Source organism: Streptomyces sp. NPDC102258 (assembly GCF_055584685.1).
The window spans coordinates 112,124-137,838 of sequence record NZ_JBVJLO010000021.1 but is presented as its reverse complement, the minus strand read 5'-3'; the positions used below and the strand labels follow the sequence as shown (position 1 = coordinate 137,838).

The following is a 25,715-nucleotide window of genomic DNA, read 5'->3' as shown; positions in this document are numbered from 1 at the left end:
CGGACAACGATCCCCGGTACGAGCGCACGTAGGCCGGTCACCGGCGACACGAGGAGCGGACCTTGGTACGGCGTGACGCGCAGCGCAACCGTGAGCTGCTCCTGGCCGCCGCGCGCACGTCCTTCGCCGCCCAGGGCCTGGAGGTCCCGCTCGACGAGATCGCCCGCCGGGCCGGCGTCGGCAACGCCACCCTGTACCGGCACTTCCCCACCCGCGCCGCCCTGATCGACGCGGTGTTCCGGGACGCCCTCCAGGGAACCGTCGACGCCGGGGAGGAGGCCCGGCGGGCGGCGGACCCCTGGGCGGGCCTCGCCCGTTACCTGGAGGCGGTCTTCACGGTGCTGGCCGCCGACCGCGGCGCCAACGACCTGATGACCACCGCCATCGAGGGCGTGACCTCCCTCGACGCCGTCCACGCCCACAACCGCGCCACCCTCGCCGCCCTGATGGACCGCGCCCAGCGGCACGGCGCGATGCGCCCCGACGTCACCGTCGAGGACCTGCTCCTGGGCCTGGCCACGCTCGGCCGCTCCGTACCCTCCCTCGCGGCCGCCGCGCCCGCCCACGCCTGGCGCCGCCAACTGACCTTGTTCCTGGACGGCTTGCGCGCCGCCACCCGTCCTCCCACCGCCCTCCCCGCCCCGGCCCCCAGCCCCCGGACCCTGTCCGCCGTCCTCCAGGACCTCGGCCCCCACCGCCAGACCTGAGGCGGAGGGAGGTAGGCCAACGGTCCCGGATTGGCCCTCGTCCGGTGATCGTCCACGGGAGAGTCTGGGGACCTGACGCCGTACGAAGCGCCAGGACCCAAGGACTGAACGCTCAAGGCTCAAGGAGCAGTGTGATGACGCAGGTGGCCGTAGTGACCTTCGACGGGTTCAACGAACTCGACAGCTTCATCGCCTCCGCGCTGATCAACCGGTGCCGCAAGGACGGCCTGGAGGCCTTCATCACGACGCCGACGCCGGTGGTCACGTCGATGAACGGCGTCGAGGTGAGCGGGCAGCGCCCGATGGAGTTCGTGGCCGAGGCCGACGTCGTGCTGATCGGCAGCGGGGTCAAGACGCGCGACGTGGTCGCCGACGACCGGCTGATCTCCCGGCTGACCCTCGACCCCACGCGGCAGTTGATCGGCGCCCAGTGCTCCGGCGCGCTCGTGCTCGCCCGGCTCGGGCTGCTGAACGGCATGCCGGCGTGTACGGACCCGATGAGCCGGCCCTACGTCGAGGCCTGCGACATCACCGTGCTGGACGCGCCGTTCCACGCCGAGGGCAACATCGCCACGGCGGGCGGCTGCCTGGCGTCCCAGTACCTCGGCGCATGGGTGATCACCCGCACGCTCGGCGAGGACGCCGCGCGGGGCGTCATCGACTACGTCTCCCCGATCGGCGAGAACGAGGAAACGGTAGCCCGCACCCTCCGCGCCCTCCGCACCCCCGAGCCCGCCCTGCGCTGACCCTCCCACCGGCCCCCGGCCGGGCACCGGGTACTGACGGAACTGTCGGTCGACGAGCGGCGGACCGTACTGGCCGGCGGCCCGGGCGGCCGCCGAGCGGCTGGCCGCGGCGGGCATGTCCGGGCAGTTACCGCGGCGCGCTTGCTGTGGCCTCGGAAGTGGGCGCCGTGCCCGTCGGCGTCGAGACATCACTGCCGCCGCCGAAGAGCGCCACCAACACCACGATCAGAAGCAGCAGGATCCCGCCCCCGCCCGCCACGGCCGCCGGACCGATCCGACGGGAGTGGGCCCGTACGCGGGTGCCGTTGCGGACATGAGCCCGCACGTTCGTCGTCGCTCCCGGTGCCCCCCGAGGGCGCGGCACCGCCGGACGCGCGGCACCGGCCGCGCCCTTGGTACGACGCGTGTGCGGCCGGACGTAGGAGCCGTTCTTTCGGCGGTGACCACGGACATGTGCCATCAGCGGTTCCTCAGAGCAGTCGGGGAGGAGCGGAGAGAGCAGGCCCGATCGGGCACAGTCTCGACGGTAGCCCCGCCCACTGACCATCTGAGGCCCACCAACTGGCGTGCGCCTGCCGCGCGTTGAGGCACACGAGGCTCAGTGGGGGCGCGCGGTGCGCGCGGGTACGTGATCTCCCCGGAGGAGTTCGAAGCGGGCTACGAGCGGCTGCTCGCGCCGCTCGCCGCGGCGGGCACGCGGCTGATCCTCATCGAGCCGTTCCTCCTGCCGGTCAGCGGTGTCGTCGAGGCCGGTGCCGCGCTCATCGGTAAGACGGAACGCGCGCGATGGCGTACCGATCTGGACCCGAAGATCCAGGTGGTGCGCGGGCTCGCCCGCACGTACGGCGCGCATCTGCTCGCCGCCGACGGCATGTTCGCCGAGCGCGCCGCGACGGCCGGCCCGGAGCACTGGGCGGAGGACGGTGTCCACCCGACGCAGGCCGGCCACGCCGCACTCACGGCGGCCTGGCTGCGGTTGACCGACTGAGGGTGGTTGGCGGGGCGGCTGGCGGGGGCCTTGGCGCCTTCTGAGGGGGTTTAACAGGCCTGGCGCCACCTGGCGCCGCCTCCGTCCCGCCGCCCCCTCGCTCAGTTGTCCGAGTGCCGTGCGACCATCAGACGCCGCCCCCGCGATCACGGTCTCACCGCCCGGTCGCCGGCTGCGGATCCACCTGTTGAGCAAGGAGCGCCACGCGTATGTCCACACCCCCGCCACCGCAGCAGCCCCAGCAGCCGTACGGACAGCCGTACGGGTACCCGCAGCCCGGGCCGCAGGGGCAGCCGGGCCAGCCCGGGTACGGGTACCCGCAGCCGGGTCAGCCGGGTCAGCCGGGTCAGCCCGTGCCGCCCGCCGGCCAGCAGGGCTGGTACGCACCGCCCATGGCGCCGCCGCGCAAGACCAACGTGCTGGCCATCGTGGCGTTCGTCATGTCGATCCTCTGCGCGATACCCCTGGTGCCGCTGATCCTCGGCATCGTCGCCCTCTCCCAGATCCGCTCCCGTGGCGAGCAGGGCAAGGGCTTCGCCATCGCGGCGATCGTCATCCACGGCCTGACCATCTGCTTGTACGCCCTCGTGCTGGTCCTCGGGATCACCGGCGGGCTGCCCAACTCGTCGCCCAAGCGCGACACCAGCGGCCAGGTCACCGGCTCGGGCTCCAGCAAGGTCGACGACATGCGCGCGGGGGACTGCTTCAACACCGACGGCGACCTGTCGCAGTTCCACGACGACGGCAGCGGCAAGGCCTCGCAGTCGGTCCGCGTCGTGCCCTGTGACCAGTCCCACGAGGGGGAGACGTACGCCGTCTTCGACCTGCCGGGCGGGCCGTACCCCGGATCCGAGAAGGTCGGCGCGCTGGCCGAGGAGAAGTGCGGCGGCACGCTGCTCACCGACTACGTGGGCAACGACCCCGCCAAGATCTCGAAGAAGCTGGAGCTGTACTACTACTTCCCGCAGGCGGCCACCTGGACCCTCGGCGACCGCACGGTCACCTGCTTCCTCGGCGACCCCAGCGGCGCGAGCACCGGCTCGGCCCGCACCACCGCCACCCCCTGACCGCCACCACACCGGGCTAGCCCTGGATGAGGGCCTCCCACCGTTCCCGCGTCGGGCCGTCGTGGGCGGGCGTGAAGTCCGGGCGGGCCTCCAGCCAGGCGGTGACGGCTTCGTCCACCTCGTCGGCGCCGTACGCGTCCGGGGCCGGCCGCAGGAGATGGCGCACCTGGGCGCGGGCCCGCATGACGACCGGGTCCTCGAAGGCGCAGGCGCCCAGGGCGGCGGCCCGCCGGTCCACGGGCGGGGCGCCGCCGGTGAGGCGCTGCTCGTTGCCGCGGTCGGCGGCCACCTGGGCGTCGTACCACGGCCGCAGGGCCCGCGCCGTCCAGGCGTGGTAGCCGGTGGGGTCCGCGGCGATCCGGTCGGCGTGGGCGGCGAGGTGCTGGGCGGAGCGCAGTCCGAGGGCCACGCCGTGCCCCAGGGTCGGATTCGTGTGCATCAGGCTGTCCCCGAGGTTGACCAGGCCGGTGACGACGGGCCCGGCGTCGTCGGCGAGGGAGACCCAGCGGTTGTCCAGGCCGGCCATCGCCAGGACGGGCGACCGCGGTTCGGGGTCCAGATCCAGCCAGGCGGCCGTGGCGGGGAAGGCGCGGGCGGCGGCCTCGAACACGACGGGGTCGGTGAGCGCGCCGCGCGTCGGATCGCCCGTGGAGACCACGAGGTGCAGCGCGAAGGAGTCGTTGTCGGACGGGAAGACCCCGGCCAGCGCGAACGGCGCCGACGAGCCCGTCTTCACCCGCCCGGGGTCACGGGGGCCGTCGCCGCGCAGGCGGTACCAGCGGCACAGGTACGCGATCCCGGTGCGGTGGCTCTCCACCACGGGCGGACGGCAGCCGGCCACGGCCAGCCAGCCGGGCACCGGCGAGCGGCGTCCGGCCGCGTCGACCACGAGGTCCGCCCCGCACGTCTCCCCGCCCGCCCGAACACCGGTGACCCGGACGGGGCTCCCCTCGGCGAAGTCGAAGTCGGAGCCGGAGTCGGAGCCGAAGTCGGAGCCGAAGGCGAGGCCGTCCACCCGGCAGCCGCGCCGCACCTCGACGGCGGGCTCCCGCCGCACGGCCGCCGCCAGGGCGGCCTCCAGCACGATGCGGCGCGTGCGCAGGGTCACCAGCTCCTCGTCACCGTCCCGGTGCGGGGGATGCTCGCCGAACCAGTCGAAGTCGTGGTACTCCCGGGCCCCGCGCGCCAGCAAGTCCTCGTACACGTCCGGTACTTCGGCCCGCAGCACGGTCCGCACCGGCGCGAGGAACGAGTGGGGCTGGACGGCCTGCGGTGTCCGGGGCCGGTTCCAGTCGAAGAAGTCCCGCTCCACGTCCTCACCGGCCTGCCGCCGGTCTTGTTCGAACAGTACGACCGCATGACTCCGCCGGCCGAGCATGAGCGCCGTCCCCAGCCCGCTGATGCCCCCACCGACCACCGCAACCCGCGCCACCGCATCCCCCTCGCGTCGTGTTGCGGCACGAGCCTACAAGCCGATGATCTTCACGGTCCCGGCCGGGTACCCGGCACCGTGTCCGGGTCCCCGGCGGGCCCGCGCAGGGTGGCGGTCGCGACGGGCCCGCACAGGCGGTCGCCGGCACCGCCAGGCAGGTCTCGACGGGCGGTGCGTCGGTGACCGGCAGATAGACGAGGTCGGCGCGCGAGTACGAGCCCGCGACGCTGAGCGGGACGAGCGAGATCCCCTGCCCGGAGGCGATGAGCTCCAACTTCTCGTCCAGGGCGAGGTACGCCGCTTGCGGGCGTCGAGGATCGGCTCGCGTCGAGGTCGGAACGTGAGGGTACGGCGGCCCGCCAGCGGATGCGTCACGGGCAGGCCGGCTGCGCGATGAACAGCTCCCGCGCCGCCCGGCCGAACTGCCGGTGCTCGGCCGCCGCGACGAAGTAGCGGAGCTTGCGCAGGTCCAGGTCCGGAGGGCGGACAGGACCTCTACCGGGCCTCCGAGGCCGCGCTCAACCAGCTGATGCGGTGCTACGCCGCCCGCCGGGCCGAGGCCGGGGACGGCTGGACGCTGCTCCTGATGAACCCGGGCTGAGTACGTACGGACCTCGGTGGACCCGGGGCCGAGCTCAGGGTGGAGGAGAGCGTGCCCGGGGTGGTGGACACCATGGAGCGCCACCGGGGGCAGCCCGGTCTGCGGTTCCTCGATCACCGGGGCGGGGACGTGCCCTGGTAGCGGGCGCGGGCGGCGGGCGGGGCGGCGCCGCCGGGGCGACACTGGCGGGGTGACGGACAGCGAGCGGCAGACGGAGCGGCGCCTGGAGCGGGCCATCCTGGAACTGCTGGAGCGCCGCGGGCCGGACGCGACGATCTGCCCCTCCGACGCCGCGCGGGCGGTGTACGCCGGGGACGACGACGGCTGGCGCGCGCTCATGGAACCGGCCCGGCGCGCGGCCCGGCGGCTGGTCGGGGCCGGCGAGGTGGACATCACCCAGGGCGGCCGGCCCGTCGATCCGGAGACGGCCCGGGGGCCGATCCGCATCCGTATCCGTACGCGGATCCGCCGCGACCGATGAGTTTCGCGGCGCCGGACGGTCTGCCCTTCCGTAAGCCTGCGCTGGCCCTCGTCAGCCCCGGAAGGGTGAGGAACAACATGAAGTACATGATCCAGTTGAACGTCCCGGCAGCCGAGTGGGACGCCGTCATGAACGCGTACTCCAAGGACGACATGCAAGCCATGTTCGCCCACATGGGAGCCCTCAACGACGACCTCACCTCCGCCGGGGAATGGGTGGAGGGCCGGGGCCTCGGCGGTCCCTCGCAGGTCAAGACGGTGCGCGCGGGGAGCGACGGACGGCCGCAGGTGACCGACGGGCCGGCCGCGGACGACCGCATCCTCGCCGGGTACTGGGTGGTCGACGTCAAGAGCGAGGAGCGGGCCCTGGAGATCGCCGCCCGGGCGTCGGCCTGCCCCGGCCCCGGCGGCGAGCCCGGCAGCGACCCGGTCGAGGTGCACCTGATCCCCGAGGGGCCGCCGCAGGCCTGACGCGACGCGCCCTTTCAGCCCCCGTCAACGAGCGGGATGTCCAGCCGCTCGGCGAGCGCGGTGAGGGTCGGCCCCAGCGGCAGCGCGACCCGGGCCAGGGCGTGCTGGTCGCCGCGGGTCGGGTCGTGGTTGACGATGAGTACGGGTTTCCCCGCGCGGGCCGCCTCGCGGACGAACCGCAGCCCGGACATCACCGTCAGCGAGGAGCCCAGGACCAGCAGGGACGCGGCCCCGGCGACCAGCGACCGGCACTGCTCGACCCGCCCCGGCGGCACGGATTCGCCGAAGAACACCACGTCCGGCTTGAGCACCCCGCCGCACCGCGAGCACGGCACCACGCGGAAGTCGCCCACCTGCGCATCGGTGAGGTCGGCGTCACCGTCCGGGTTCAGCGCGGCGGCGACCGGCGCGAAGCCGGGGTTGGCCTCCGCCAGCCGCAGGGCGAGCTCCCGGCGGCCGGAGGAGGCGCCGCAGGAGAGGCAGACGACCCGGTCCAGGCTGCCGTGGAGTTCCACCACGCCCTCGCTGCCCGCCGCCTGGTGCAGCCCGTCGACGTTCTGCGTGATGACGCCGGAGAGCAGCCCGTGCCGCCCGAACGCCGCCACGGCCCGGTGCCCGGCGTTCGGCCGGGCCCGGCCGAAGGTGCGCCAGCCGAGGTGACTGCGCGCCCAGTACCGGCGCCGGGCCTGGGCGCCGGCGGTGAACTCCTGGTACGTCATCGGGGTGTGCCGGCTCAGGCTGCCGCCCTTGCCCCGGTAATCGGGGATCCCCGACTCGGTGGAGATCCCCGCCCCGCTGAGCACCAGCACACCGCCGCCGCGCAGGGCATCGGCGACCGGCCCCGCATCGGCGGTACCAGGCCGCGGGTCCCCGGTCGGCGTCCAGCTCAGAGTCGGCCGCATCCGCATGCCGCCAGGGTACGCAACGACCGGGCCCGGCGGCCCGGCCCCGCGGCCCGCCGGGGGCGGCGACCGCCCACGGTCAGCGCGACCACATGTGCGGCTCGGCGGCGGTTGCCATGACGGTGGCCGGGGACGCGGTGGCGGCGGCCGTGGCGGTGGCGTGTTCGGCACGGGATTCGATCAGGCGCCGGAAGCCGGCGAGGGCGTAGCGCTCACCCGTGCAGGAGCCGCGCCCGCGGATGCCCGCGACGGTGGCCATGAGCTGCTGGGGCTGTTCGCGCCAGCCGACGGCCAGCACCCGCAGGCCGAGGCATTCGGCCCGCCGGTGCAGGTCCAGAAGCAGGAGCAGCCCCGGAGTGTCCATGTACGAGACCTGGTGCAGGTCGAGCATGAGGGCGTCGGCCCCGAGGTCGGTCGCGAGGACCGGCAGTACGTCGTAGACGGCCGGCGCGGCGGCCGAGTCCAGGTCGCCGATGAAGCTGATCAGTACGGTGTTGCCGCGGCGCTCGGCCTCGGTGGTGAACGATGACGTCACGGTGCTCCCTGCTGTTCGCGGCCCGGCGGCTGCGCGGGGGCCGAAGCCTTCCATTTTCGCGTGCCGGACGGGGCGTTCCCCGCTACCCCGTACGCGCGGCGCGGCGCGGCGGGCCGGGGGCGCGGGCGGGCTCCCGGTGACGGGCTCGGATCAGACCCCCGGGCGGGCGGCGGCGAGGGCGCGCGGGGCGGTGTTCCGGGAGGACGCCTTGCGGGTCTCCCCGCCGCGCCACGTCTCCTTGGCGGGTCAGTCCTCGTTCTCCTCCCGGGCCAGGTGCAGGGCCAGTTCCTGGAGGATCTCGTCGGTGCCGGGAGCCGAGCCCGTCGCGTCGTACGCGGTGGCGACCGCCGCGAAGGCGGCGATGAAACCGCTGACCAGGGCGCTCAACGGCACGGACAGCTGATCGAGGACGGCGCCCCCGACCTCCTCCGCGGCGGCTTCGGCGGGGACCAGGAACCGGTCGGGGATCACCTCTTCGAGGAGTTCGGCGACGAGGCCCTCCTCGACGTCCCCGCGCAGGGCGGTCAGCGCGCCGATGGCCTTGAGCTTGATCTCGTTCTCGTGCACGGACCGAGCCTACGAGCGGCCACCGTCCCGCGGGGCGGACCGGCGCGCGTCACGCCGCGCGGTCTCGGGGCCGCGGCACGTCGCGGCGCACCTCGTGCTCTGGTGGGTGCCCGTCGGCCACGTGCCCGCCGTGGAGGAGGCGTTGGAGCGGCTGGCGGCGCTGCGCGGGCACGGGCCGTCCCCGTACGCGTTCACCTTCGCCGCGCCCCACACCGCCGCCGAGGCCGCCCGGCACCGCCGGAGCGGGCCGCCGCAGGCCGCCGCGGGCCGCCGCCGGCCGGGCGGCGGCGGACGTCAGGAGCGGTCGAGGCCCCAGGTCTGGAGGCTGAAGGGGCGCCCCTTCTCCTCGCCGGTGATCAGCGGTACGTCGAGCAGCCGGAAGCCCGCCTTGGTGGCGACGGCCACACTCGCGGCGTTCTCGGGCTCCAGCTCCAGGATCACCTGCTCCGCGCCCAGTTCCCCGAAGGCGTACGCGGCCATCACCCGCACCGCGCGCACCGCCAGCCCCTGCCCCCGGTGGGCCGGGCCGACCGCGTAACCGATCTCGGTCCCCTCGGGGGCACGCCGCAGCATCACCTCACCGAGCGGAGCGCCGCCGTCCACGGTGATGGCGAGCAGGATCGCCGTGCCCTCCTTGCGCAGCTGCCGGTCCCGCGCGAGGCGCGCGAGGGCGGCCGCGTCGTCGAAGGGGGAGACGATCGGGGTCCAGTACGCGATGTCGGGGTGGTCGAAGAGTTCCGGCATCGCGGCCAGGTCCGCCTCGGTCCAGTCGCGCAGGACGAGACCCTCTCCCGAGAGTTCCATCCGCTCGGGGAACGACGCCGTTGTGCTGTTCATGCTGAGGACCTCCATGGCCTGGCCTGCTGTCTTACGCCGACGAGGCAGGTTAGCCGCGCCCGCCGGCGCGGGCGCGGGCGCCCTCACGCGGACGGCGGGGTCCGCCGGGCGCAGCGGGCGAGACGGGCGGCGAAGGCCTCCACCAGGCCGCGGAGTTCCGGCGGGTGCTCGATGACGAAGGGGCGGTCCAGGGAGGCGAGTACGGCGGGCAGCCAGTCGAGCCGCTCCGCCCGCAACTCGGCACGACACCAGGGGCCGGGGTGGGGGTCGGCGTCAACCTCCGCCTCCGCCCCGCCGCCTTCGGCTTCCATCGGCGGGAGTTCCCGTACGACGACCGCGAGGCCCGCCGGCAGCCGGGTGCGGATCTCCTCGGCCGTTCCCCGGACCCGCAGGCTCACCTCGTGCCGGTGGTGCGCGGCCGTGGCGATCCCCGTCAGGACGCGCTCGGCCGGATCGGCCCCGGCGGGCGGTGCGAACGACCCGGGCAGGAGCCGTACGCCCGTGATGCGGTCCAGCCGGAAGGTGCGGTCGCCGCCCGCGGCGGGGTCCGCGGCCGTCACGTACCACCGGCCGGCGTGGGCGACGACCCCGTACGGGTGCACGGTGCGCTCGCTGCGCCGGCCGTCGCCGGCGGTGTACCGGATCGCGACGGGCCGGTGGTGGTGCACCGCGTCGGCGACCGGGAGGAGGACGGCGGGATCCGGGGCGGCGGTCGCCTCACCGGGCCGGTTCGTGAACGCGAGGGCGCCGAGCACCGCGTCGAGCCGGTGGCGCAGCCGCTCGGGCAGCACCCGCCGGATCTTGGCCGACGCCGTCTCGCTCGCCGTCCCGGTGGCTCCCGTCAGGCTCGCCCGGCGGCCCGCGACCAGCCCGAGCAGCACGGCGAGCGCCTCGTCGTCGCTCAGCATGAGCGGCGGCAGCCGGTACCCGGGGCCGAGCCGGTAGCCGCCGTAGCGGCCGCGCACCGACTCGACCGGGATGTCGAGCTCGATCAGGTGCCGCGCGTAGCGCCGCACGGTGCGTTCGTCGACACCTAGCCGGCCGGCGAGCTCGGGGACGGTACGGACACCCCCGGACTGGAGGAGCTCCAGCAGGGTCAGGACGCGGGCGGTGGGACGGGCCATGGCCGAAGTCTCTCGCGAATACCGGGCGGGTTCCGCCCGGTATCGCCCGTAGCGTGCGGTGGGTCAGCCCGCACCGAACCAGGGAGCCACCATGACCGTGAACTTCGCCTCCGTCCGCGTCATCACCGACGACGTCGCCCGCCTCGTCGCCTTCTACGAGCGCGCCACCGGCGTGGCCGCCACCTGGTCCACCGAGGACTTCGCCGAAGTCAGGACCCCCTCCGCCACCCTCGCCATCGGCAGCACCCGTACCGTCCCGCTCTTCGCCCCCGGCTCCGCCCGCCCGGCCGCGAACGACAGCGTCATCCTCGAATTCCTCGTGGACGACGTGGACGCCGTGTACGAGGACCTGCGCGGCGGCGCGGTGACCGACTTCGTCAACGAGCGGCCCACCACCCTGCCCTGGGGCAACCGCTCCCTGCTGTTCCGCGACCCGGACGGCAACCTCGTCAACTTCTTCACCCCCGCCGCCCGCTGAGGACGGCGGCCGGGGGAGCGGCCCGGGGGAGCGGTCAGCGGAAATCCAGCGGCCGTGCGTGGCCGGAACTGTTTGGATACGGCCATGACCATCACCCTTCCCGCCGGTTACGAGATCTCCGACGACCCCGCCCGGATCGACCCCGCCCTCGTCTACGCATGGCTGTCCGAGGACGCGTACTGGGCCCGCGGCCGCTCCCGGGAGAAGCAGGACCGGGCGATCGCGGGTTCCCTCAACTTCGGTGTCTACGAGCGGGCTTCCGGCCGCCAGGTCGGCTACGCCCGCGTCGTGACCGACCTGGCGGACTTCGCCTGGCTGTGCGACGTGTACATAGCCCCCGAGGCGCGCGGCAAGGGGCTGGGCACCGCGCTCGCCGCCGCCGTGCGCGACCACCTGGCCCCGTACGGCCTGCGCCGCATCATGCTGGCCACCGCCGACGCGCACGGGGTCTACGCCAAGGTCGGTTTCACGCCACTGGAGAAGCCCGAGTGGTGGATGACCCTCGGCGCCCAGTGAGCCGAGCGGCCGGGGTCAATCGCTCCGGCCGGCGCCGAACCGTATCGAGACGACGCGGCGGTCGCGCAGGGCGCGGTCGAGCAGCACCACCGAGCCGATGCCGGTGGCCGCGGCCCGGGCGGCGGCCGGGGTGTCCTCCCCGAGCCGGGCCAGCAGCTTCGCGAGGCCGCGCTGGTGGACCCGGAAGACCCGCGGGGAGGCCAGCCGGCGGCGGGCGCGCTGGCCCGACAGCGCCTCCTGCGGGCCGACGTCGAGGACCACCATGTGCAGGGGCCGGCCGGACCGGTGCGCCGTGTGCGCGAGCCACCGCCGCATCCAGGCCCTGCTGCCGCAGTCGTGGATGAGCAGGGGACGGCGCAGCCGCATCTCGGTCCGTATCCGCCGCATGTGGCCCAGTCGCGCCCAGGGCCGGTAGGCCGCGTACGGGAGCCAGTCGGGCATCCGCGCCTCGTAGGCGGTACGGGTGGCCCGCGGATCGAGGACGGTGGCCGCGGCCGACCACGCGCGCAGCAGCGTGCTCTTCCCGCTGCCGGGCAGCCCGGCGACGACGACGGCCGCGTTCGCCGGGTAGGACAGCCTGACGTCGCTGTCGCCGGCACCTTCCCCGGCCGCGCCGCCCCGCAGGTCGACGATGCCCCGGGGCGCGAGGTGTTCGGTGCGGAGGGGTGTGCTCACAGGTGACGGGCCGTCCGGAGGTGCTGGGTCGGGTACGCCCCTGAGGCTACGTGACCCACCCATCGCCTCCGACGGCGCCGGCGACGGCAGGGACGGCGGGGACGGCCGGGACGGCCGGGACTCCGGGGACTCCGGGGACTCCGGGGACTCCGGGGTGCTCACTTCCACCCCTCCCCGTACCCGACGTACCCCTCGTGCCGGACGCACCCGCCGTCGGCGGTCAGCACCGGCTCCCCCGAGTACCAGTCGGGCCGCAGCGACAGGGTGATGCCGTGGCCGTCGGTCGTCCGGACCCCCGGCAGGCCGGCTCCCCGCTCGCCCGCCGCCGGGGCCGGTAGGTCCGTCACCTTCAGGCCCCGGGCGGACCAGGCCTCGCGCAACTCGCCGACGGCCGCCTCGTACGCGGCGCGGTCCGCGAAGCCGGGCGCCCAGGTGACGCGCGGCTGATCGCGGCCGGCGCCCTCGGGGTCGAGGCCCAGATCGTCCTTGCAGGAGGCATTGGCCATCTCGTGCCCGTCCACGATGGCCGAGGGGTCCATTCCCAGCCGTCGCACCGCGTCCTCGCCCGACTCCTCGGTCAGCCGCAGGTGCGCGCGGAACTCCGTCTCCGACATCACCCGGCCGCTCGCACAGCCCTGGGTGAGCGCCGCCACGAGCAGCACCGCACCGCCCGCGACCAGCGCCCGGGCGCCGCGCCGGCGCCGACGCGGGCGCGGCGGCGCGGGATACCGGGGGCGCGGGGCGGGAGCGGGCTTCGTCGTCATGGGCCCATCCCAGCAGCCGGTTCGGGCGCGCGGCACCGCTCCCGTACTCAGTCGCCCATGAGTACGCGGGGAGCACCCGTCGGCCGCCCGGCCGCCCGGCGGGGGACGAGGCGGGCTCGAAGGGCGCCCGAGGTGGGCCGCGTACGAATGGACCCGGGAATAGGCCGGACGGACCGCCCGTTCCCCGCATATAGTTGAATTACGAACAATCTTGAGAAGAGGGCGGGAGCCATGCAGTTCGGGATCTACAGCGTCGGAGACGTCACCCCCGATCCGACCACCGGACGGGTGCCCGGTGAGCACGAGCGGATCAAGGCGATGGTCACCATCGCGCGGAAGGCCGAGGAGGTCGGCCTCGACGTCTTCGCCAGCGGCGAGCACCACAACCCGCCGTTCGTCCCCTCCTCGCCCACGACGATGCTCGGCTACATCGCCGCGCACACCGAGAAGCTGATCCTGTCCACGTCGACGACGCTGATCACCACGAACGACCCGGTGAAGATCGCCGAGGACTTCGCGATGCTCCAGCACCTCGCCGAAGGCCGCGTCGACCTGATGATGGGCCGCGGCAACACCGGCCCGGTCTACCCCTGGTTCGGCAAGGACATCCGCGACGGCATCGACCTCGCCATCGAGAACTACGCCCTCCTGCGCCGGCTGTGGCACGAGGACGTGGTGGACTGGAAGGGCAAGTTCCGCACCCCGTTGCAGTCCTTCACCTCGATTCCGCGCCCGCTCGACGGCGTCGCGCCCTTCGTCTGGCACGGCTCCATCCGCTCGCCGGAGATCGCCGAGCAGGCCGCGTACTACGGCGACGGCTTCTTCGCCAACAACATCTTCTGGCCGGCCTCCCACACCCGGAAGATGGTCGACCTCTACCGCCGGCGCTACGCCCACTACGGCCACGGCACCCCCGAACAGGCCATCGTGGGGCTCGGCGGCCACGTCTTCATGCGCCGGAACTCGCAGGACGCGGTCCGTGAGTTCCGCCCGTACTTCGACAACGCGCCGGTGTACGGGCACGGGCCGTCCCTGGAGGAGTTCACCTCCCAGACGCCGCTGACCGTCGGCTCGCCCCAGCAGGTGATCGAACGGACCCTGTCCTTCCGCGACTACGCCGGCGACTACCAGCGCCAGCTGTTCCTCCTGGACCACGCGGGCCTGCCCCTGAAGACCGTCCTGGAGCAGCTCGACATGCTCGGCGAGGAGGTCGTACCGGTGCTGCGCAAGGAGTTCGCGAACCTGCGCCCCGCGGGCGTGCCGGACGCGCCGACGCACGCGGACCGCGTGGCGGCCGCCGCCGAGGAGGCGCGGGCATGAGGCTGGTCATCGTCTCGGCGGGGCTGAGCTCGCCGTCCTCGACGCGGCTGCTCGCCGACCAGCTCACGGCCGCGACGCTGGAGCACGTCGACGCCGCGCCCGAGGTGATCGAGCTGCGGGAGCTGGCGACCGGGATCGCCCAGCACCTCGTCACCGGTTTCCCGCCCGCCGCCCTGGCCGCCGCCCTCGACGCGGTGGCGGCCGCGGACGGTCTGATCGCCGTGACGCCGGTGTTCGCGGCGTCCTACAGCGGCCTGTTCAAGTCGTTCTTCGACGTCCTCGACAAGGACGCCCTCACCGGGAAGCCGGTCCTGCTCGGTGCGACCGGCGGCACGGCCCGCCACTCCCTGGTCACCGAACACGCCATGCGCCCGCTCTTCACCCACCTGCGCGCGCTCGTCCCGCCGACCGCCGTGTACGCGGCCTCGGAGGACTGGGGCGAGGAGGGGCTGGCACAGCGCATCAGCCGCGCGGGCGCGGAGCTGGCCCGCCTCATGGCACCCGGCGCGGGCGCCGCCGCGCCGAGCGCACCCCGGTCGCCCACCGGCGCGGTCACCTCGGCGGACCCGGCGGACGACTTCCGGCTGATCCCCTTCGAACAACGCCTCGCCGCCCTGGAGGCCACGCCCCCACCCCGGCACTGACGGGCCGGCGGCGCGGGGCGCGGGCGTCCGGCTCGGCGGCGGGAGGGCGAGAGGGCGGGGCGGCGGGGAGCCGGTTGGGGACGTGTCCATATTTGGTCGCCGTTGCTCTCTGGTGAGAGGCGAATCCGGCGTGTAGTTTCAGCTCCAGCTGTCGTGGTTCGCAGTCCCTGCCCGCGCCCTGGCGTGGGCGTTTTGCTGTGCAGTGCATGCCGGACCAGGGCGATCACCTCCGGGTCCGCGCGGTGCGGATCCGACTTCGACCGGGAGGCATAACCATGGCCAGCGGAACCGTGAAGTGGTTCAACGCCGAAAAGGGCTTCGGCTTCATCCAGCAGGACGGCGGCGGACCGGACGTCTTCGCCCACTACTCGAACATCAACGCCACCGGCTACCGCGAGCTCCAGGAGGGCCAGGCCGTGACGTTCGACATCACGCAGGGCCAGAAGGGCCCGCAGGCGGAGAACATCACCGCCGCCTGACCCGCCCGACCTGATACGCCCCGGCTCCGCCCCCGACGCACGACCCCGGGGGCGGGGCCTGCGCGTATCCGCCGCGTACGCCCGGGGGAGGGGCCCGCGCACCACCGTCGGCGGTCGGTCCTTCGCCGGGATTCGCCCCCTGCCGCCGATCGGCGGCCCTACGGTACGGGGACACGGCGCCCGCCGCGCCGCAGTCATCCAGGAGGATCCGTGACATCGTCCTACGACCCCCAGTACGCACCGGCCGGCGACGTCAGCGCGGCGCTCATGGCGATCGACTCCCGGCTCAAGGCGATCTACGACGGCAAGACCACGCCCGACCCCGAACAGCAGCTGCTGATGGACCAGTTCATCGCGTCCCTGGGGTACCGGGGAGCCCGTGACCTGGTCGACGGGGCGTGCACCCTCATCTACATGTTCATGACGTGGCTGAGGAAGGCGTACGAGGAGCACGACAAGGACGTCATCGAGTACGTGGTGCCGTACCTCGTGGCCTCGATGCGCACGATGCCCCGCAGCGTCCGCCCCGAGACCATCCCCACCATGGCCGGCATGGTCATCGCGGCCGGTATCGGTCTGAGCCCCACCCTGTGGCGCCAGCGGTACGGGGAGTGGACCAAGGAGGAGATGAACCCCCTGGAAGCCACCGCCTTCCTGCTCGCCGAGCACATCAACCGGCTCACGGGCGACCGGGATTACGCCACCCGCCTGATCACCAACGCCCTGTCCGGCGCCGGCCGGGACTGATCCGCGGGTTCCCGCGCGGCGTGCGGGAACGGATCGCGGGGTAGGTGGAGCAGGCATCAATCACGTGCTGGCGCCGCCCGCGTCAGCCGATCGATCGGGGTGAGTGAGCTCATGGCGATGCCCGCACGAACGACCCGAACGGCACGAACGGTACGAGCAGTCCGAACGGCACGAGCAGCCCGAACGGCCCGTATGGCGGTTCCCGCGCTGCTGTCCCTGGCGGTGGGGGCCACGCTGGTCGGCGCCGGGCCCGCGGCCGGTTCCGAGCGGCCGGTCCGCGAGAGCACCTGCGCGCTCGGGAACCTGCGCGTCGCCGCCGGGGAGCCGGACGTCGGAGCCGGGCAGTTGTACCTGCCGATCCGCTTCACCAATACCGGTGACCGCCCCTGCACCCTGCTCGGGTACCCCGGCGTGAGCGTCCTGGGGCCGGACCAGCGGCAGATCGGGACACCCGCGGACCGCGACGGCCAGGTGCCCGCCGCCGTGTCCCTGGCCCCCGGGCGCAGTGCCACCGCCACCCTCCACACGACGAACGGGCCGATCGGCGGCCCGTGCCTGCCCAAGGGCGCGTTCCTGAAGGTCTACCCGCCCGCGTCCCGGGACGCGGTTCTGCTGAACACGCCGTTCCAGGTCTGCTCGAACCGTTTCACGGTCAGCCCCGTCGCGGCCTGACCCCCCGCCGGCGGGGGCCGGACGCCGTCCGGCCCCCGGGGCCCGCCCGTACGGCGGGCTTTCGGCGTATCAGACCGGGGTGTCGGAGAGTTCCGCGAAGCCCGGCGCGCAGGCGGTCGCCAGGTTGGCGGCGGTGAAGGGCGTGGTGCTGGTGACGCAGACGGCCTGGTGGAGCGTGCCGTTGCTGGCGAGCAGGGTGATGTAGAGGTGGCCGGGGCCTTCTTCGGTCACGGCGACGGTGGTGTCGTAGACGCACCGGGGGGCGTGGGGGAGCAGGCCGAGGTTGAGCCAGACGCCGGGGTTACGGCTGTCGTTGAGGAAGGCGTGGCCCTCATCGTCGGTGGCCGAGCGGAACACCGTGTTGTAGACGGGGGAGAGGGAGTAGTCGACCACCGTGGAGTCGACGTCACGGCTCGTACTGCACTTCCTGCCCCCCATCACCTGGCCGTTCTGGGGCTCCACCAGGATCGGCTCGGCCGGGGCCGGTCCGGCCGGGGCCTTCTTGGCCGGCGCCTTCTTGGCGGCCGCGTGCTTGCCCGGCGGCTTGGGGCCGGGCCCGGTGTGAGCGTGCGCGACCGGGGCGATGAGCGCTCCCGCGAGTACGGCGCCCGAAACTGCTGCCACACCCCGTGCTGCCCAGGTGAGGGTCCTCATACGGTTCCTCCAACGTCAGTGCGGGCCGGCCGCCTCGGACGGCCCCTGCCTCGTGGCCGTGACCGAACGTCGCACACCTGAACCGTCGGTGATCGTATGCCGATCCGAAGAATCACCCGGGAGGGGTGGATCCGGCCGCCGTATGGCGGTCCCGGTCCGCCGCCGCCTCAGGCCCGCTGCGCCTCACGATGCGGCTCGCGGTGCCGCTCGCGGGCCGGGGGCGGGTCGTCGGAGAACAGGGCGAGGAGCCCGGCGAGGTCGCGGCCGGCTTCGGCGGGGTGGCGGAACCTCGCTTCGGGGGTGATCCGGTAATGGTTGCGGCGCCCCTCGCGTACCCGGGTGAGGTACCCCTCCGCCTCCAGGTCCGAGACGATCGACTGGACCGTCCGCTCGGTCAGAACGCAGGTGGCCGCCACGTCCCGCAGGCGCGCGCCGGGGTCCCGGGCGAGGGCAAGGAGAACGCGGGCGTGGCTGGTCAGGAACGTCCAGGAGGCTCTGTGAAGCGTTTCTCCACCCATGCCTCCAGGATGCCCGTTTTTCGTATATACGTCCCGTTTTTCGGGTAATTCTTGACGTATGCCGGAGGCGGTGCCGACCATTCTGGTGAGGAGCAGCCCCACGAAGGGACGGGGAGGCAGGCATGACCGGGATCATGTACGAAAACCGCCTCGCCACCGGCACGGCCACTGCCGCCGCCGTCGAGGACGGTGACTGCCTCGCGATCGGCGTCGAGCCCGGCCCGTCCGGCACGGTCCGCGTCTGCGTGAGCGGGGAGATCGATCTGCACAACGCCGCGGCCTTGCGCGAGACCCTGCTGATCGCCCTCAGCTCCCACCGCGGCAACCTCCTCCTCGACCTGCGGCAGGTCGCCTTCTGCGACTGCGCCTGCCTCAATGCCCTCCTGACCGTCCAGCAGACCGCGCTGCGCGTCGGCCGCCGCCTGCGGATCACCGCGGCCGGCCGCCCCGTGGAGCGGCTGCTCCGGCTCACCGGCACGCGTACCTTCCTCACCTGATCGGGAGGGGGCGGAAGGCCGGTGAGGGGGGCGCCCGTTGCGCGGCGCCCCCGGGGCGTGCGTGGTGGCCGGGGCGGGGCGTCCGGCCCTCAGCCGCCGCAGCCCCCGCCACCTCCGCCGCAGCCCCCGCCCTCCGGTCCCTTCCACGTCCTGGGCATCGACGACTGGTGTTCCACCGGCTCCTTCGTACCCAGCGCGGCCCAGATCAGGAACACACCCACACCCACCCCCAGCAGTCCGGCCGGAATCAGCACAGCGAGCAGCCATTCGGGCATGACGTCCCCCCCAGACATCTACGCCGTATCCCCGCTTCCCCTTCTCCTTCCAGGGTAGGGACCCCCACTGACAACGCCGCCCTGCGCGCCGCCTACGTGTGCAGGCGGCTGTTGGGGCCGTCCTCGTCGCCCGCGCTCTCGTCGTTGAACCAGTAGTCACCGGCGGCGAGGTAGCGGAAGGCGTGGGTGGTCTCGGCGGGCAGCTCGACGCTGACGGCCCGCGTCCCGTCCTCGCGCGGCTGGAGGGTGTGGATGCCGGGCTGCCAGTCGTTGAAGTCACCGACCACGCTGACGGGGCCGGGCGGGGTGTCGGCGGGCAGGACGAAGGTGACCTCGGTGCGGTCCTGGCGCAGGGTGCGCTCCAGCATCGGAACTCCTGTCGGTGAGGAAGGGCGGTACGGGTCCATCGTCGGCGGCGCCCGCGCGGCCTGCATGCCGACGACGGCGCCCGGGTCGCGCCTTCACCCGCCCGCCACGTCCGCGGACCCACGTGATGCGGCCCATGGCCCCGTGTGCCAGTTTGGGTGGCGGACGACACGCAGATCCGATCAAGGCCGACACGCGGCCCCCGTACGCAGGACCCGGCCGGGCCCGTAGTCACCTCGGCCGGGCCCTGTCGCGTCATCACGCCCTGCGCCATGGCCCGTGCCACGACCGCCCGGCGCCCTGCCCGGCGTCATGCGGCCGCCGGGGCGGCCCGCGGCCCCGTGGGTTGACCCTCCCCCTACGTCAGGCTCGAAGCTGGACGCCGACGAAAGGGCAGGTGGATGAGTTATTCCGTAGGTCAGGTGGCGGCCTTCGCCAGGGTGAGCGTGCGTACGCTGCACCACTACGACAAGGCGGGCCTGCTCTCGCCGAGCGGTCGTACCCGGGCCGGCTACCGGCTCTACGGCGAAGCCGACCTGGCCCGGCTCCAGCAGATCCTCTTCTACCGCGAGCTCGGCTTCGGCCTCGACGAGATCGCCGCGATCCTCACCGACCCGCAGGCGAACGCCCTGGAGCAACTCCAGGCCCGGCAGCGGCAGCTGCGCGAGGAGATCGCCCGGCTGGAGCGGCTCGCCGACGTCGCGGGCCGGGCGGCCGAGGTCCAGCGGACCGGGGTGCGACTCACCCCCGAGGAACGCTTCGAGGTCTTCGGGGAGATCACCTTCGACCTGAGCTACGCCACCGACGCCGAACTGAAGTGGGCGCACACGCGGGGGAGCCGGGAGGCGATGGCGCGCGCCGCCGCCCACACCAAGGAGGACTGGCGTCGGCTCATGGGGGAGGGGACCGCCTGGCGCGCGGAACTGCTCGCCGCCTTCGACGGCGGGGAGCCCGGCGACGGGGACCGGGCGATGGACCTCGCGGAGGAGCACCGGCTGCACGTCTCGCGCTGGTTCACCTCCTGCCCGCCGGACATGCACCGCAGGATCGCCGACGACTTCGTCGCCGATCCGCGAGCCTTCGCCCTCGTCGTACCGCCGTCACAGCAGCGCCCGGGCCTGGCCGCCTATACGCGCAAGGCCGTCCACGCCAATGCCGACCGCCACGCCGGCGGCCGGCCCGGAAGCGAGTCAGGAACAGGAACAGGAACCGGAACAGGAACAAGAACCGGAACAAGAAGCGGAATCGGAACCGGGGGAGACCGATGAGGATCCTGCTGGCCACCGCCGGATCACGCGGCGACGTCGCGCCCTACACCGGACTGGGCGCCGCGCTGCGCCGCGCCGGACACGACGTCGCGCTCGCCACCACCGACACCTTCGCGCCCCTCGTACGCGATGCCGGACTGGAGTTCCGCCGGCTGCCCGCCGACACCCGGCCGCGCGGCGACGTCACGGACCGGCGGGCCCTGATGCGCACCGCCGCCGCCTTCGTCAGCGAGCTGGGCCAGGGCTTCGCCGACGCGGTGGACGCGGGAACGGACCTGCTCCTGCTGTCGACCACCACCGCCCCCCTCGGCTGGCACCTCGCCGAGGCGACCGGCATCCCGAGCCTCGGCGTGTACCTCCAGCCCACGGCCCCGACCGGCGACTTCCCACCCGTCATCACCGGCGGGCACTCCCTCGGCCGCCTCGCCAACCGCGCCGCCGGCCGCTTCGCGCTGCGCATGACCGACCGCGTCTACGAGGACGCCACCGCGCGGCTGCGCCGGCGTCTGGGGCTGCCCCCGCTCGCCGCGTCCGCGATGCGCCGACGGCGGGAAGAGGCGCGGTGGCCGGTCCTGTACGGGTTCAGCGGCGCCCTGGTGCCCCGCCCCCGCGACTGGCGACCCGGCCTGGAGGTCGTGGGGAACTGGTGGCCCCACCACGATCCGGCCCAGCGGCTCCCCGACGACCTGGAGGCGTTCCTGCGCGCCGGGAGCCGGCCCGTCCTCATCGGGTTCGGCAGCATGGCGTCGGGCGAGGGGGAGCGGCTGGGCGAGATCGCCGTACGGGCGCTGCGCCTCGCCGGGCTGAGGGGCGTCCTCCAGGCCGGCAGCGCCGGCCTCACGGCCACCGGGGTGGACGGCGTCGGAGACGAAGTGCTGACCATCGGGGAGGTACCGCACGCTGCGCTGTTCCCCCGGCTGGCCGCGGTGGTCCACCACGCGGGGGCCGGCACCTCCGCCGCCGCGCTGCGCGCCGGCGTGCCGGCGGTGACCGTGCCCGTGACCGCCGACCAGCCGTTCTGGGCGGCCCGGCTGGCCGCCGTCGGCGCCGCCACCGAACCGGTCCCCTTCCGGTCCCTCACCGCCGAACGGCTCGCCGCCGCGCTCGCTCGGGCCGTGGAACAGCCGCAGTACGCCCGGGCCGCCGCGTCGGCGGCCCGGCGGATGGAGGCGGAGGACGGGACGGGCCGCGTCCTGCGGGCCGTGGAAGGGCTGACGCGCGCGTGACGCCCGCCCGGGCCCTCGTTCGAGTACCGGCACCTCACTTTCGAACGCGAGGAAATCTATGGTGGCGGGAGTAGACATTGGGCTGCGACATGGGTATGTTTTCTCTCGTAGTCACGCAGTCCGCAGGAAGACAAGAACGGAGGAGTTGAGCGCCATCAGGATCGCCCGGACGGGAGCGCGGAAGCAGCAGAGCGCACGGTCCGGGTACCGCAGGACATCGATAGTGAGGTGGTCTCCGGTCACGCATCCGCGATCCCCGCACCCCCGGCGCCGTACCGGCCGGGCATGCGGAAAGAGAACGCCGGCACGGCTCGACAGCCGGCGGATGGTGTAGCAGTTCCTCGGGGCCCTGGTGCCGGTACGGCGCCAGGGCCCCTCGACGCGTCCCCGCCCGTGAGAGGTGCAGATGGCAGCGGAGAACACCTACGACCGTCTCGACGACGACGATTACCCCGCCTACACCATGGGCCGGGCCGCCGAGCTGCTCGGCACGACCCAGGGCTTCCTCCGGGCCATCGGCGAAGCCCGCCTGATCACCCCGCTGCGGTCCGCGGGCGGCCACCGCCGCTACTCCCGCTACCAGTTGCGCATCGCCGCCCGGGCCCGGGAGCTCGTCGACCACGGCACCCCCATCGAGGCCGCCTGCCGCATCGTCATCCTCGAAGACCAGCTCGAAGAGGCCCAGCGCATCAACGCCGCGTACCGGGCCCGGGCCGGCGCCGCCTCGGTGTCCGTCCCGTCGGGTTCCGCCCGCCCCGAGTAGCCGGTCACCACTCCGGGTGGACGTCGTGGCTGTCGTAGCGGCGGCCGGACGCGGTCACCCACGGGCGGAACCGGCCGGGGCCGGTGTGGTCGAAGGTGTAGTCCACCGGCTCGCCCGAGTCGTCGGTGACGATCACGGCCCCGGCCTTCTGGGCGCTGCGCAGGGCGTGCGTCCAGTGCGGGCCCTTCCGGCCGGTGCGGTAGTCGGGGATCTTGGACTGGGTCATGGCGTCTCCTCCCCGGGCCGGGTCGCCCCGGCGCCTCCCCGGCGTCCCGGGTGGCAGTGCGGGCCCCATCTGATACCCACGGCAAAACATCGAGAAACCGCTCATACGGGCTGATAGTGATGCGGGTTTCGGGGGCAGGGCCGCGGCGCCGCCGGCGGGGTGGATGTTGCAGGCCCGGGCGGTAGAGAGCGGCCAGGCGGGGCAGCAGAGGTTCATGACTTCCACGACACCACTGCGGGCGGTCGCGCTCGTCTGCACCCTGACCCCGTCCCCCGCCCCCTCCAGCTCCGAGCTGCTCGCCGAGCAGACCATGGCCGCCCTCGCCGAGCACGGCGTCACCGGCAAGACCGTACGGATCGTCGACCACGACGTGAAACCGGGCGTGAAGACCGACATGGGCGACGGAGACGCCTGGCCGGAGATCCGGGACACGGTCCTCGGCGCGGACATCCTGCTCCTCTCCACCCCGATCTGGCTCGGCCACCCGTCGAGCGTCGCCCAGCGCGTCATGGAGCGCCTCGACGCCGAGATCGGCGAGAGCGACGACGAGGGCCGGATGCTCACCTACGGCAAGGTCGCCGGCGTGTGCGTGGTGGGCAACGAGGACGGTGCCCACCACGTCAGCGCCCAGCTGTTCCAGGGACTGAGCGACGTCGGGTTCACGCTGCCCGCGAACGCCGTCACCTACTGGGTGGGGGAGGCGATGCAGGGCACCGACTACCAGGACCTCGACAAGACGCCGGAGAAGACGGCCGCCACCACCGCCACCCTCGCCTCGAACCTCGCCCACCTCGCCCGCCGCCTCAAGGACGCCCCCTACCCGCCCAGCTGAACGCCCGCCCGCCACGGCGCCGGCGCGGGTGAGACCACCCCCACGTACCCCTCCTGAACGCGACGAAAGGTCTGTCCCGTGACGACGAAGGTCTCCGACCACATCCTCCAGCGCCTGCGCGAATGGGGGGTCGAGCACGTCTTCGCCTACGCCGGCGACGGCATCAACGGCCTCCTCGCGGCCTGGGGCCGCGCCGACAACAAGCCCGAGTTCATCCAGTCCCGGCACGAGGAGATGTCCGCCTTCGAGGCCGTCGGCTACGCGAAGTTCTCCGGCAAGGTCGGCGTCTGCGCCGCCACCTCCGGGCCCGGCGCGATCCACCTCCTCAACGGCCTCTACGACGCCAAGCTCGACCACGTGCCCGTCGTGGCGATCGTCGGGCAGACCAACCGCAGCGCCATGGGCGGCTCCTACCAGCAGGAAGTCGACCTGCTGAGCCTCTACAAGGACGTGGCCTCCGACTTCTGCGAGATGGTCACCGTCCCCGAACAGCTCCCCGCCGTCCTCGACCGCGCCATCCGCACGGCCTACGCGCGCCGCACCGTCACCGCGGTCATCGTCCCCGCCGACGTCCAGGAACTCGACTACTCGCCGCCCACGCACGAGTTCAAGATGGTCCCCTCCAGCCTCGGCACGGGCGCCTATGCCCCCGTCCCCGCCGAGGAGGAGATCCTCAAGGCCGCCGAGATCCTCAACGCGGGCGAGAAGGTCGCCGTCCTGATCGGCCAGGGGGCGCGCGGCGCCCGCGCCGAGGTCGAGCAGCTCGCCGACCTGCTGGGGGCGGGCGTCGCCAAGGCGCTGCTGGGCAAGGACGCGCTGCCCGACGACCTCCCGTACGTCACCGGGTCCATCGGACTGCTGGGCACCCGGCCCTCGTACGAACTCATGCAGGACTGCGACACCCTGCTGGTCATCGGCTCCAGCTTCCCCTACGCCCAGTTCCTCCCCGAGTTCGACCAGGCGCGCGCCGTCCAGATCGACATCGACCCGCACATGATCGGGCTGCGCTACCCCTTCGAGCTGAACCTAGTCGGCGACGCCCAAGCCACCCTCACCCGCCTGCTGCCGCACCTGCGGCAGAAGCCCCGGGGCGCGTGGCGCGAGAAGATCGAGAAGGACACCGCCCGCTGGTGGGAGGTCATGGAGCGGCGCGCCGCCGTCGAGGCCGACCCCATCAACCCCGAGCACGTCGTCCACACCCTCGACGCGCTCCTGCCCGACGACGTGATCCTCGCCGCCGACTCCGGCTCCGCCGCCAACTGGTACGCCCGCCACCTGCGGCTGCGCGGCTCGATGCGCGGCTCCCTGTCGGGGACGCTCGCCACCATGGGCCCGGGCGTCCCGTACGTCATCGGCGCGAAGTTCGCCCACCCCGGCCGGCCCGCGCTCGCGATCGTCGGGGACGGGGCGATGCAGATGAACGGCATGGCCGAGCTGATCACCGCCGCCAAGTACTGGGAGCAGTGGGAGGACCCGCGGCTCATCGTGGCCGTCCTCAACAACCAGGACCTCAACCAGGTCACCTGGGAGATGCGCGCCATGTCCGGAGCGCCGCAGTTCCTGCCCTCCCAGGCCATCCCCGACGTCCGGTACGCGGACTTCGCGCGCTCCCTGGGACTGGGCGGCCTCCGGGTGGAGAAGCCGGGCGACGTCGAGAACGCCTGGCGCACCGCGCTGGCCGCCGACCGGCCCTTCGTGCTCGACTTCCGCACCGACCCCGCGGTGCCCCCGATCCCGCCCCACGCCACGCTGGAGCAGATCGAAGCCGCGGCCACCGCCATCCTCAAGGGCGACAGCGACCGGACGAACGTGCTCAAGCAGGGCTTCAAGGCGAAGGTGCAGGAGATGCTGCCCGGCGGCCGCAAGGACAAGTGACGCCCGTCGGCGTGGCCGGCCACCGGCCGGTCGAGGGCAGATCCCGGGTCCGGCGCGGACGCGGGTGAGCACCCTGACGCGCCGGGCCGCGCCCGTACGGTCGCGGCCCGTGCGGATCGCCGTCAGCGGGGCGCTGGTGTGCGCCGCGGTGCTGGACGACGTCTTCCTGGAGCACCTGCCCCCCTTCCCCAGGATCCTCGTCCTGGCCTGCGGAGTCATCGCCGGCCTGTGCACGCTGCCGCTGCGGCGGATCTCCCTCACGGTCCGCGCCGCGGTGGCGGCCGCCGTGTCCCTGGCGGCCAGCGTCATCCTGATGGCGGGCGACCACCCGATCACCGTCTTCGCCTATCCGGAACTCTGCGCCCTGCTCCTGCTGCTGGTGGAGGTGCTCTGGAAGGACCAGGACCCGGACCGCGTCGAAATCGCCCTCTGGGCCTGGGAATCGGGCCTGCCGCGCACCTGA

33 protein-coding genes and 2 pseudogenes are annotated in these 25,715 nt (G+C 73.6%); 21 read left to right on the top strand and 14 right to left on the bottom strand.

Going from position 1 to position 25,715, the window contains the following annotated elements; genetic code table 11:
- Positions 1-62 precede the first annotated feature (62 nt).
- From ACZ6ZT_RS29220 to ACZ6ZT_RS29205, 4 genes are all read left to right on the top strand, one after another.
- Positions 63-707, top strand: a complete 645-nt coding sequence (locus ACZ6ZT_RS29220; RefSeq protein WP_469723065.1) for a TetR/AcrR family transcriptional regulator — start codon at positions 63-65, stop codon at positions 705-707.
- Positions 708-841: 134 nt separating this feature from the next.
- Positions 842-1,453, top strand: a complete 612-nt coding sequence (locus ACZ6ZT_RS29215) for a DJ-1/PfpI family protein (protein WP_469723064.1) — start codon at positions 842-844, stop codon at positions 1,451-1,453.
- Positions 1,454-2,081: 628 nt separating this feature from the next.
- Complete coding sequence (locus tag ACZ6ZT_RS29210) at positions 2,082-2,441, top strand: GDSL-type esterase/lipase family protein (RefSeq protein WP_469723063.1); 360 nt, start codon at positions 2,082-2,084, stop codon at positions 2,439-2,441.
- Positions 2,442-2,650: 209 nt separating this feature from the next.
- The gene (locus ACZ6ZT_RS29205; protein WP_469723062.1) at positions 2,651-3,508 is read left to right on the top strand and encodes a DUF4190 domain-containing protein; all 858 of its coding nucleotides are present in this window, start codon (positions 2,651-2,653) and stop codon (positions 3,506-3,508) included.
- A 16-nt stretch (positions 3,509-3,524) separates the two neighbouring features.
- Here the strand turns inward: ACZ6ZT_RS29205 and ACZ6ZT_RS29200 are convergent, their stop codons facing one another.
- Together ACZ6ZT_RS29200 and ACZ6ZT_RS29195 are read right to left on the bottom strand one after the other, a co-directional pair.
- Positions 3,525-4,940 carry an FAD-dependent oxidoreductase gene (locus ACZ6ZT_RS29200; protein WP_469723061.1) on the bottom strand — a complete coding sequence of 472 codons (1,416 nt, stop codon included), beginning with the start codon at positions 4,938-4,940 and terminating at the stop codon, positions 3,525-3,527.
- A 383-nt stretch (positions 4,941-5,323) separates the two neighbouring features.
- Positions 5,324-5,413 (bottom strand): annotated as a pseudogene (locus ACZ6ZT_RS29195) (LysR family transcriptional regulator); the annotation flags it as partial.
- A 318-nt stretch (positions 5,414-5,731) separates the two neighbouring features.
- Between ACZ6ZT_RS29195 and ACZ6ZT_RS29190 the strand changes: the two are divergent.
- Together ACZ6ZT_RS29190 and ACZ6ZT_RS29185 are read left to right on the top strand one after the other, a co-directional pair.
- Positions 5,732-6,022, top strand: a complete 291-nt coding sequence (locus tag ACZ6ZT_RS29190; RefSeq protein ID WP_469723060.1) for a DUF3253 domain-containing protein — start codon at positions 5,732-5,734, stop codon at positions 6,020-6,022.
- Positions 6,023-6,099: 77 nt separating this feature from the next.
- Positions 6,100-6,492 (top strand): YciI family protein, encoded by a 393-nt coding sequence (locus ACZ6ZT_RS29185; protein ID WP_469723059.1) that lies wholly within the window; start codon positions 6,100-6,102, stop codon positions 6,490-6,492.
- 14 nt (positions 6,493-6,506) lie between these two features.
- Here the strand turns inward: ACZ6ZT_RS29185 and ACZ6ZT_RS29180 are convergent, their stop codons facing one another.
- The 3 genes from ACZ6ZT_RS29180 to ACZ6ZT_RS29170 form a co-directional block, all read right to left on the bottom strand.
- The gene (locus tag ACZ6ZT_RS29180) at positions 6,507-7,400 is read right to left on the bottom strand and encodes an NAD-dependent protein deacetylase (RefSeq protein ID WP_469723058.1); all 894 of its coding nucleotides are present in this window, start codon (positions 7,398-7,400) and stop codon (positions 6,507-6,509) included.
- 73 nt (positions 7,401-7,473) lie between these two features.
- Positions 7,474-7,929, bottom strand: coding sequence for an STAS domain-containing protein (locus ACZ6ZT_RS29175; RefSeq protein ID WP_469723057.1), 456 nt, complete (start codon positions 7,927-7,929; stop codon positions 7,474-7,476).
- 246 nt (positions 7,930-8,175) lie between these two features.
- On the bottom strand, positions 8,176-8,496 hold the full coding sequence (locus tag ACZ6ZT_RS29170; RefSeq protein ID WP_469723056.1) for a hypothetical protein: 321 nt from the start codon (positions 8,494-8,496) through the stop codon (positions 8,176-8,178).
- Between ACZ6ZT_RS29170 and ACZ6ZT_RS29165 the strand changes: the two are divergent.
- Positions 8,465-8,689, top strand: a pseudogene (locus tag ACZ6ZT_RS29165) (DUF3291 domain-containing protein); the annotation flags it as partial. The gene ACZ6ZT_RS29170 and the pseudogene ACZ6ZT_RS29165 sit on opposite strands and share 32 nt — an antisense overlap.
- Positions 8,690-8,790: 101 nt before the next feature.
- On the opposite strand, the gene ACZ6ZT_RS29160 reads toward ACZ6ZT_RS29165, so the two are convergent.
- Positions 8,791-9,333, bottom strand: a complete 543-nt coding sequence (locus ACZ6ZT_RS29160; RefSeq protein WP_469723055.1) for a GNAT family N-acetyltransferase — start codon at positions 9,331-9,333, stop codon at positions 8,791-8,793.
- Positions 9,334-9,416: 83 nt separating this feature from the next.
- The gene (locus ACZ6ZT_RS29155; RefSeq protein ID WP_469723054.1) at positions 9,417-10,457 is read right to left on the bottom strand and encodes a helix-turn-helix transcriptional regulator; all 1,041 of its coding nucleotides are present in this window, start codon (positions 10,455-10,457) and stop codon (positions 9,417-9,419) included.
- A 97-nt stretch (positions 10,458-10,554) separates the two neighbouring features.
- On the opposite strand from ACZ6ZT_RS29155, the gene ACZ6ZT_RS29150 reads away from it, so the two are divergent.
- Positions 10,555-10,935 carry a VOC family protein gene (locus tag ACZ6ZT_RS29150; RefSeq protein ID WP_469723089.1) on the top strand — a complete coding sequence of 127 codons (381 nt, stop codon included), beginning with the start codon at positions 10,555-10,557 and terminating at the stop codon, positions 10,933-10,935.
- A gap of 84 nt (positions 10,936-11,019) precedes the next feature.
- Positions 11,020-11,451, top strand: coding sequence for a GNAT family N-acetyltransferase (locus tag ACZ6ZT_RS29145; RefSeq protein ID WP_469723052.1), 432 nt, complete (start codon positions 11,020-11,022; stop codon positions 11,449-11,451).
- A gap of 15 nt (positions 11,452-11,466) precedes the next feature.
- Here the strand turns inward: ACZ6ZT_RS29145 and ACZ6ZT_RS29140 are convergent, their stop codons facing one another.
- Positions 11,467-12,126 (bottom strand): AAA family ATPase, encoded by a 660-nt coding sequence (locus tag ACZ6ZT_RS29140; RefSeq protein WP_469723051.1) that lies wholly within the window; start codon positions 12,124-12,126, stop codon positions 11,467-11,469.
- Between the two features lie 158 nt (positions 12,127-12,284).
- A complete protein-coding gene (locus tag ACZ6ZT_RS29135) occupies positions 12,285-12,890 on the bottom strand; it encodes a hypothetical protein (protein ID WP_469723050.1) in 606 nt (201 codons plus the stop codon).
- A gap of 231 nt (positions 12,891-13,121) precedes the next feature.
- On the opposite strand from ACZ6ZT_RS29135, the gene ACZ6ZT_RS29130 reads away from it, so the two are divergent.
- The 5 genes from ACZ6ZT_RS29130 (at position 13,122) to ACZ6ZT_RS29110 (ending at position 16,752) form a co-directional block, all read left to right on the top strand.
- Complete coding sequence (locus tag ACZ6ZT_RS29130) at positions 13,122-14,210, top strand: LLM class flavin-dependent oxidoreductase (protein ID WP_469723049.1); 1,089 nt, start codon at positions 13,122-13,124, stop codon at positions 14,208-14,210.
- Positions 14,207-14,854, top strand: a complete 648-nt coding sequence (locus ACZ6ZT_RS29125) for a CE1759 family FMN reductase (protein WP_469723048.1) — start codon at positions 14,207-14,209, stop codon at positions 14,852-14,854. The genes ACZ6ZT_RS29130 and ACZ6ZT_RS29125 overlap by 4 nt, the downstream gene beginning before the upstream one ends.
- Positions 14,855-15,129: 275 nt before the next feature.
- On the top strand, positions 15,130-15,333 hold the full coding sequence (locus ACZ6ZT_RS29120) for a cold-shock protein (protein ID WP_469723047.1): 204 nt from the start codon (positions 15,130-15,132) through the stop codon (positions 15,331-15,333).
- A 210-nt stretch (positions 15,334-15,543) separates the two neighbouring features.
- Positions 15,544-16,080, top strand: a complete 537-nt coding sequence (locus ACZ6ZT_RS29115; RefSeq protein ID WP_469723046.1) for a hypothetical protein — start codon at positions 15,544-15,546, stop codon at positions 16,078-16,080.
- 192 nt (positions 16,081-16,272) lie between these two features.
- On the top strand, positions 16,273-16,752 hold the full coding sequence (locus tag ACZ6ZT_RS29110; protein ID WP_469723045.1) for a DUF4232 domain-containing protein: 480 nt from the start codon (positions 16,273-16,275) through the stop codon (positions 16,750-16,752).
- Positions 16,753-16,821: 69 nt separating this feature from the next.
- Here the strand turns inward: ACZ6ZT_RS29110 and ACZ6ZT_RS29105 are convergent, their stop codons facing one another.
- Together ACZ6ZT_RS29105 and ACZ6ZT_RS29100 are read right to left on the bottom strand one after the other, a co-directional pair.
- Positions 16,822-17,406, bottom strand: a complete 585-nt coding sequence (locus ACZ6ZT_RS29105) for a hypothetical protein (protein WP_469723044.1) — start codon at positions 17,404-17,406, stop codon at positions 16,822-16,824.
- Between the two features lie 167 nt (positions 17,407-17,573).
- Positions 17,574-17,924: a helix-turn-helix transcriptional regulator gene (locus tag ACZ6ZT_RS29100; protein ID WP_469723043.1), complete on the bottom strand. Its 351-nt coding sequence runs from the start codon at positions 17,922-17,924 to the stop codon at positions 17,574-17,576.
- Between the two features lie 122 nt (positions 17,925-18,046).
- Between ACZ6ZT_RS29100 and ACZ6ZT_RS29095 the strand changes: the two genes are divergently transcribed.
- The gene (locus ACZ6ZT_RS29095; protein ID WP_469723041.1) at positions 18,047-18,421 is read left to right on the top strand and encodes an STAS domain-containing protein; all 375 of its coding nucleotides are present in this window, start codon (positions 18,047-18,049) and stop codon (positions 18,419-18,421) included.
- Positions 18,422-18,510: 89 nt separating this feature from the next.
- Here ACZ6ZT_RS29095 and ACZ6ZT_RS29090 read toward each other — a convergent pair whose 3' ends face one another.
- On the bottom strand, positions 18,511-18,696 hold the full coding sequence (locus ACZ6ZT_RS29090) for a hypothetical protein (protein ID WP_469723040.1): 186 nt from the start codon (positions 18,694-18,696) through the stop codon (positions 18,511-18,513).
- Positions 18,697-18,788: 92 nt separating this feature from the next.
- A complete protein-coding gene (locus tag ACZ6ZT_RS29085; RefSeq protein ID WP_469723038.1) occupies positions 18,789-19,064 on the bottom strand; it encodes an isoamylase early set domain-containing protein in 276 nt (91 codons plus the stop codon).
- Between the two features lie 399 nt (positions 19,065-19,463).
- On the opposite strand from ACZ6ZT_RS29085, the gene ACZ6ZT_RS29080 reads away from it, so the two are divergent.
- The 3 genes from ACZ6ZT_RS29080 (at position 19,464) to ACZ6ZT_RS29070 (ending at position 22,319) form a co-directional block, all read left to right on the top strand.
- Entirely contained in the window at positions 19,464-20,330 is an 867-nt protein-coding gene (locus ACZ6ZT_RS29080; protein WP_469723037.1) for a MerR family transcriptional regulator, read from the top strand.
- A complete protein-coding gene (locus tag ACZ6ZT_RS29075) occupies positions 20,327-21,556 on the top strand; it encodes a glycosyltransferase (RefSeq protein WP_469723036.1) in 1,230 nt (409 codons plus the stop codon). Before ACZ6ZT_RS29080 ends, ACZ6ZT_RS29075 begins: the two co-directional genes overlap by 4 nt.
- A 406-nt stretch (positions 21,557-21,962) precedes the next feature.
- Positions 21,963-22,319, top strand: coding sequence for a MerR family transcriptional regulator (locus ACZ6ZT_RS29070; RefSeq protein ID WP_469723035.1), 357 nt, complete (start codon positions 21,963-21,965; stop codon positions 22,317-22,319).
- Between the two features lie 4 nt (positions 22,320-22,323).
- Here the strand turns inward: ACZ6ZT_RS29070 and ACZ6ZT_RS29065 are convergent, their stop codons facing one another.
- Complete coding sequence (locus ACZ6ZT_RS29065; protein WP_469723034.1) at positions 22,324-22,545, bottom strand: hypothetical protein; 222 nt, start codon at positions 22,543-22,545, stop codon at positions 22,324-22,326.
- Between the two features lie 214 nt (positions 22,546-22,759).
- Between ACZ6ZT_RS29065 and ACZ6ZT_RS29060 the strand changes: the two genes are divergently transcribed.
- The 3 genes from ACZ6ZT_RS29060 (at position 22,760) to ACZ6ZT_RS29050 (ending at position 25,715) form a co-directional block, all read left to right on the top strand.
- Positions 22,760-23,377, top strand: a complete 618-nt coding sequence (locus tag ACZ6ZT_RS29060; protein ID WP_469723033.1) for a flavodoxin family protein — start codon at positions 22,760-22,762, stop codon at positions 23,375-23,377.
- 78 nt (positions 23,378-23,455) lie between these two features.
- Entirely contained in the window at positions 23,456-25,252 is a 1,797-nt protein-coding gene (locus ACZ6ZT_RS29055) for a thiamine pyrophosphate-requiring protein (protein WP_469723032.1), read from the top strand.
- Positions 25,253-25,316: 64 nt separating this feature from the next.
- Entirely contained in the window at positions 25,317-25,715 is a 399-nt protein-coding gene (locus ACZ6ZT_RS29050) for a hypothetical protein (protein WP_469723031.1), read from the top strand.